Annotated in this window: 5 protein-coding genes; 3 read left to right on the top strand and 2 right to left on the bottom strand. The window is 68.2% G+C overall.

Annotation, left to right across the window (positions count from 1 at the left end):
- Nucleotides 1–326: transposase (locus C8P66_RS23260; protein ID WP_146423047.1), on the bottom strand; the 326-nt coding region annotated here is incomplete at its 3' end.
- Between the two features lie 410 nt (nt 327–736).
- Here C8P66_RS23260 and C8P66_RS23255 point away from each other — a divergent pair.
- Entirely contained in the window at nt 737–4,090 is a 3,354-nt protein-coding gene (locus C8P66_RS23255; protein WP_111400658.1) for a tetratricopeptide repeat protein, read from the top strand.
- A gap of 21 nt (nt 4,091–4,111) precedes the next feature.
- Here C8P66_RS23255 and C8P66_RS23250 read toward each other — a convergent pair whose 3' ends face one another.
- On the bottom strand, nt 4,112–4,369 hold the full coding sequence (locus C8P66_RS23250; RefSeq protein ID WP_245903763.1) for an ABC transporter permease family protein: 258 nt from the start codon (nt 4,367–4,369) through the stop codon (nt 4,112–4,114).
- Between the two features lie 69 nt (nt 4,370–4,438).
- On the opposite strand from C8P66_RS23250, the gene C8P66_RS24880 reads away from it, so the two are divergent.
- Together C8P66_RS24880 and C8P66_RS23240 are read left to right on the top strand one after the other, a co-directional pair.
- On the top strand, nt 4,439–4,972 hold the full coding sequence (locus C8P66_RS24880) for a YjbQ family protein (RefSeq protein ID WP_456303659.1): 534 nt from the start codon (nt 4,439–4,441) through the stop codon (nt 4,970–4,972).
- Between the two features lie 45 nt (nt 4,973–5,017).
- Nucleotides 5,018–5,308, top strand: a complete 291-nt coding sequence (locus C8P66_RS23240) for a hypothetical protein (RefSeq protein ID WP_158537368.1) — start codon at nt 5,018–5,020, stop codon at nt 5,306–5,308.
- Nucleotides 5,309–5,383 lie beyond the last annotated feature (75 nt).

The following is a 5,383-nucleotide window of genomic DNA, read 5'->3' as shown; positions in this document are numbered from 1 at the left end:
GCCTCGCGCCCGGCCCGCTCGCGATCATGCATGACCAGGTGGTGGTTCAGGCTTTCGAACACCCCGCCATCGCGCAGCCGGGCGAACCAGCGATAAATGGTCCGCCACGGCGGGAAGCTGTCGGGCAGCAGGCGCCAGGCACAGCCCGCGCGCAGCACGTAGAAGATGGCGTTGATGATCTCGCGCTGCGGCCAGGCCCACCGTCGCCCCTGCCGATGGCGCCGCGGCAGCAGCGGTTCCAGCAAACGCCACTCGGCATCGGTCAGGTCACTCGCGTAGCGCAAGCCCGCGCGGCTATGCTGCCGCCGGGTGGTCGGGGTCCACATCGAAAATTCCATCACAGGTGTCGCAACCCGTTGGAATCACGATTGCCTCCGGCCATCCACCCCAATGCCGGTCATACCGAAGGCGTTTCGAAACAGGCTCTTAGGTGAAGCGAGCCTGAGGCCCAACGATCAAGTCAGCACAACGGTTATCGCAAAAGCGATGCCGGGACGCGTGCCGGTTCCGCTCCCCATGGGCAGTATTGCCGAACTCTCACAAAACGTTCACTGCCTGGAACGGCGAAATCTCACGATTGTGACCTCCGGCTGGCCGCGATCCACGCGGCATTTGGCTTGCGGAACGATGTGCAATTTGAATCCGCCACCGGGATGTGGTACCTGTAGTTTGGTGTTTCGCCGCAGACACCAGAACGCTTTGGCCAATTAAGGCTATCTTCGGAGACTTGGTGCGCATGCCAACCAGGAATACGGTCGTCCCGCTGCGCATCGCCGATGAGGCTTTCCTCGTCGCATCCACCATCGAGCGCTGCCCCAAGGGCATGATGCTGCGCGAACTCGTGATGAACGCGCTGGAGGCGGCCGGGACGGCGACCGACACGCCGAAGCTCGTGCGCATTTCCGCCCGCAATCTCCTGGGCGCGCGGAAACTGTGCATCTGGAACACCGGCCGCGGGCTTTCGGCCGAGGAATTGCTGAAGATTTCCGACCTCTCGGCGTCGCTGTTCAAGGATGTGGCGCTCGACGGCAATTTCGGCATGGGCGCCAAGGTCGCCTCGCTGTCATCCAATAAATTCGGGCTGCGCTACCGTTCCTGCCGGCAGGGCCGGGTGTCGCAGATCATCCTCGGCCAGCGGAACGGGATCTATGGCCGCATCCGCCAGCCCACCACCGACGGCGGCGCCGCCGAGGTGGTGGATGCGACCGCCGAATGCCTGGACGAAGGCGATTACGGCCTCGTCCACGACTGGACCGAGGTCGTGCTGATGGGCAATGCGGAGGGGCAGGACACCGTCGTCGCCCCTTATGACAACAATCCGCCGGTGGCGGCGGACTGGCTGGTGCAGACCCTTGGCCGGCGCTTCCTGCGCCTGCCCCCTGGTGTCAGGCTGCGGCTCGACCGCGCCGTGACGGGGGCCGCCGTCAACCTCCTGTTCGACCCGCCGTTCAGCGAGACCTATTTCGACCGGGTGGAGCGGGTGCCGGCGACGGACGGGATCATCCTGCACTACTGCTACCGCGCCGCCGATTCCGGCCGCGCCCGCCCGCCGGTGAACCCCGCCGGCCTCGGCGCGGTGATCTACAATGGCGAGGTCTATGCGCTGGTCGAAGGCCGCCGCTGGGCGCTGGAGGCGCCGACCTACGGCTTCACCTTCGCCTCCCGGCTGTGTTCCGTCCTGGTCGAGCTGCCGGCGGAATTCGGCGTCCAACCCGAGGTCTATCGCCAGTTCCTGCGCTTCCGCGACGGCGACCAGCGCCAGGTGATGTTCGGCGACTTCGGGGCGCTGGTGCGCAACCATATCCCGGCCTGGCTGAAGCGAATCATCGATTCGATGCTGCCGGACTCGGAAGACTATCTGCGGGAGATCAAGGCCGATCTGCAGCAGCTGATGCTGAGCCTCGGGGTCGCCGATCTGGTGCCGCAGCAGGTGGTGATCCGGGGCGTGAAGCCTCCGGCCAAGCCGAAGGACGAGACGGCATCGGCCGAGGGGGCCAAAGCCCCGGAGGCCAAGATCCCGGAGGCCAAGCCGCCCGCGCCCCGGCCGCCGGCACCGCCGCGCCAGATCCTGCCGACCCCGCCCGAGATCATCACCATCAGCGAGGAGGACGAGTTGGTCGAGCGGGGCCTTGGTGGCCGTGCCGCCCGCTACTACCCCGCCTCGCGGCAGATGTTCGTCAATACCCGCTACTCCGCCTTCGCCCGGCTGGCCGCGGAACTCGGCACGGAATTCGCGGCCGCCGCCGATCCGGAAGCCATCGGCCATCTGGCCCATCAGGTGGCCGAATGGACGCTCATCCGACGCCTTACCCGCAATGTCATCTACAGCATGGGCAAGCAGCGGCTGGGCTGGAGCAATGATGAGGTGACGGCGGTACAGGCTGCCGAAACGCTCAGCCTGATGGTCGATGATTACGAGTTGCTGCTGCCCGCTGCCCGGCAGCGCATGGCGCGGCTGCTTGGCCTGGAACAGCCGGGTGGGGAGCAGTGGGGCGGCGGCGCGGAGGCCGGCCCCGGCGTCAACCAGGCCGAACGCCTGGCAGCCGAGATGGCGGAGGCCGAGGCGAACCTGCAGCGCGCGAGGACAGCGAGCGCCACCAAGCTGGCCCCCCACTACCGGCGGATCGCCGATATCGAATCCCGCCGCAAAAACTGGGGCGCGGCGGAGGCGATGCTGAAGCAGGCCATCGCCAACGACCCGGAGGACCCCGGTCCGCATTACGACCTTGCCGGGCTGCGCATGTCCCAGGGCGAGCTGGATGGCGCTGCCGAGGCCGCGGCAACCGCCGCAGCCCTGAACACCGGCACGGACACCCGCTTCCTGCGCCGCCGGGCGGATATCGAGCAGCGCCGCAAGAATTTCGCGACCACCGAGGAGATGCTGCATCAGGCCATCGCCCTCGATCCGGATGACGCCAGCCCCTATTACGATCTGGCCGGTCTGCGCCTGGCCCAGGGCGACCTGGACGCCGCCGCCACCGCCGCGGAGGCCGCCGTCGCTCGCGGAACCGGCACGACCATCGCCTTTCTGCGACGGCTCAGTGCCGTGGAAGCGCGCCGCGGCAACCTCGCCGCCGCCCACCGGCTATTGGGCGAAGCGATCATTCTCGACCCGGACGACCCCAGCCCGCATCAGGATCTTGCCGGCCTGCACCTGAGCCAGGGCGATCTGGATGATGCCAGCGAAGCCGCCGAAGCCGCACAGGCGCGGAGCCCCAACTCGACCGGGCTCCTTCGTTTCCGCGCCATCGTCGAATCCCGCCGCAAGAACTGGAACGCGGCGGAGGCGGTGCTGAAACAGGCCATCGCCAATGACCCGGAAGACCCCGGCCCGCACCACGACCTTGCCGGCCTGCGCCTTGCCCAAAGCGACCTGGATGGCGCTGCCGAAGCCGCCGAGGCCGCGATGGCCCGCAGCACCGGCACGAACGTCCAGTTCCTGCGTCGTCGGGCGGACATCGAGATGCGCCGGAAGAACTTCGCGACCGCCGAAGGGATGCTGCAACAGGCCATCGCGGCCGAGCCGGACAACCCCGGCTTGCATTACGATCTCGCCGGCCTGCACATGCACCAGAATGACCTGGATGGCGCGTTGGTGGCGGCCGAGGCGGCGTTGGCCCGCGACCCAGGCACGACCCCGGTCTTCCTGCGGCGGCTGAGTGCGGTGGAAGCGCGCCGCCAGAACTTTGCCGTCGCCGGCCGGCTGCTGGCCGAGGCCATCGCCCGCCATCCGAATGACCTGGGCCCCCGTGCCGACCTCGCCGCAATGCGGCTCAGTCAAGGTGATGTCGACGGTGCGCTTGAGGCCGCCCAGGCCGCGATTGCCCAGAGCCCGGCGCCGTCGGCATCGCTGCTGCGGTGGGTCGGGAGCCTCGAACGCCGTAGGGGCGATCTGCTCGCCGCCCGGCGCTGGCTGGAGCAGGCCATCGCGGCCGATCCGGCCGAGCCGCGTGGCCATGCCGACCTGTCCAGCCTGCTGGTCGCCATGGGCGATCTGGATGCCGCGCGAGAGGCGGCGGAGCAGGCGTTGCAGCGCAGCGGCGGCACCCCCACCGCGCCGCTACAGCAGCCGGTCGAAGCCGCCGAATAGGCGGGCAGGCCGGGGGGGTCGCTACTCCTTGACCGCCCCGGTCAGCGACGAGACGTAGTAGTCCACGAAGAACGAATAGAAGATCGCGACCGGCAGCGAGCCCAGGAGCGAACCCGCCATCAGCGCCCCCCATTGGTACACGTCGCCGGTGACCAGTTCGGTCAGGATGGCGACGGGGACGGTCTTGTTCTCGCTGCTCTGGATGAAGGCCAGGGCGTAGATGAACTCGTTCCACGACAGGGTGAAGGAGAAGATGCCCGCCGAGATCAGCCCCGGCACCGCCAGCGGCAAGGTGATCCGGCGCAGGTCCGGGCCAGGCTCCAGCCGGTGATCCGGGCCGGGAGCCCGATGGCGGCAGTGGCCGATACCGGCATGAGGACGAGGGGCCGGACGGTATGCCGGCCCACTATCCGGGCAGCGCTGACGCAGACTCAATTCTCGGTCCCGATCGCAGAAGGCAGGCCCACGCTCGTGACCTGGCAGGGCGTTTACCTTTATGAGCACAGGACCAGCCCGCACCGGCGCGAACTCGTGCCGCACCTTCTCGCGCGCCTGCACGGGATTAGGGGTCTGGCCGTTACCGAGACTGCTGTGGTGGCGCTGTCCTCGCGCGGATTCGCCTCGCGGCGGTCATCTGCTCCAGCGTTACCGGCCGGAAATCCCAGGCATCCACGCCGACATCCGTCCGATGTGGCAGGGGGGCCAGGCGGCCGTGACTGTGGCCATGCAGGTCAAGCCAGCCCCGGATCATGTTGCGCCAAGTGCGGAAGGGGTAGTGGCACAGCACGATGCCGAACCCGTCCAGTCCGATTTCGCCATAGGGTTGGACGCTCGACCAGCCGGCCAGACTCGTCGGCGCAGGAGAGGCGCTGTTGCCGGTGATGAGGTGCCGCGCTTCTGCTGCGCCACGGCAGTCCGCCCGGCCGCGTGATCCGTTCCATGCAGCGCGGCATCGACGGCATGCGGGACGGCTACGCGGCCGTAATCGCGCGCATTGCGCGGCGCGTGGTGCTGACCCTCGGGCTGGTCGCCGTGGCGGCGATGCTGACCGGGTATTTCGGCAGCCAGGTGCCGTCCGGCTTCCTGCCGGACGAGGACCAGGGCGCCTTTTTCGTCGAGGTGCTGCGCGGCGGCGTGGGAACGAGTTCACAGGCAAACGCGCCAGCGGCGCCACCGCCGCTGACCATCCCCTCGCCCCCTAGATGGTGTGGACTCTAGGGATTCCCGAAAGGTGCGGAGCGTGATTCAAGGCTGCCTTTGGGGAGGCGGCCTTGGGCGTGTTGGACAGATTGG

The sequence above is a fragment of the Humitalea rosea genome, assembly GCF_003253705.1.
GTDB classification, from domain to species: Bacteria; Pseudomonadota; Alphaproteobacteria; order Acetobacterales; family Acetobacteraceae; genus Humitalea; species Humitalea rosea.
Note: the sequence above shows the minus strand (reverse complement) of the source record. Positions and strands in the feature narration are given on the sequence as shown.

Coding starts and splice junctions, on each gene's coding strand:
- C8P66_RS23255 (WP_111400658.1), top strand. CDS start 737: ATGCCAACCAGGAATACGGTCGTCCCGCTGCGCATCGCCGATGAGGCT.
- C8P66_RS24880 (WP_456303659.1), top strand. CDS start 4,439: ATGGCGGCAGTGGCCGATACCGGCATGAGGACGAGGGGCCGGACGGTA.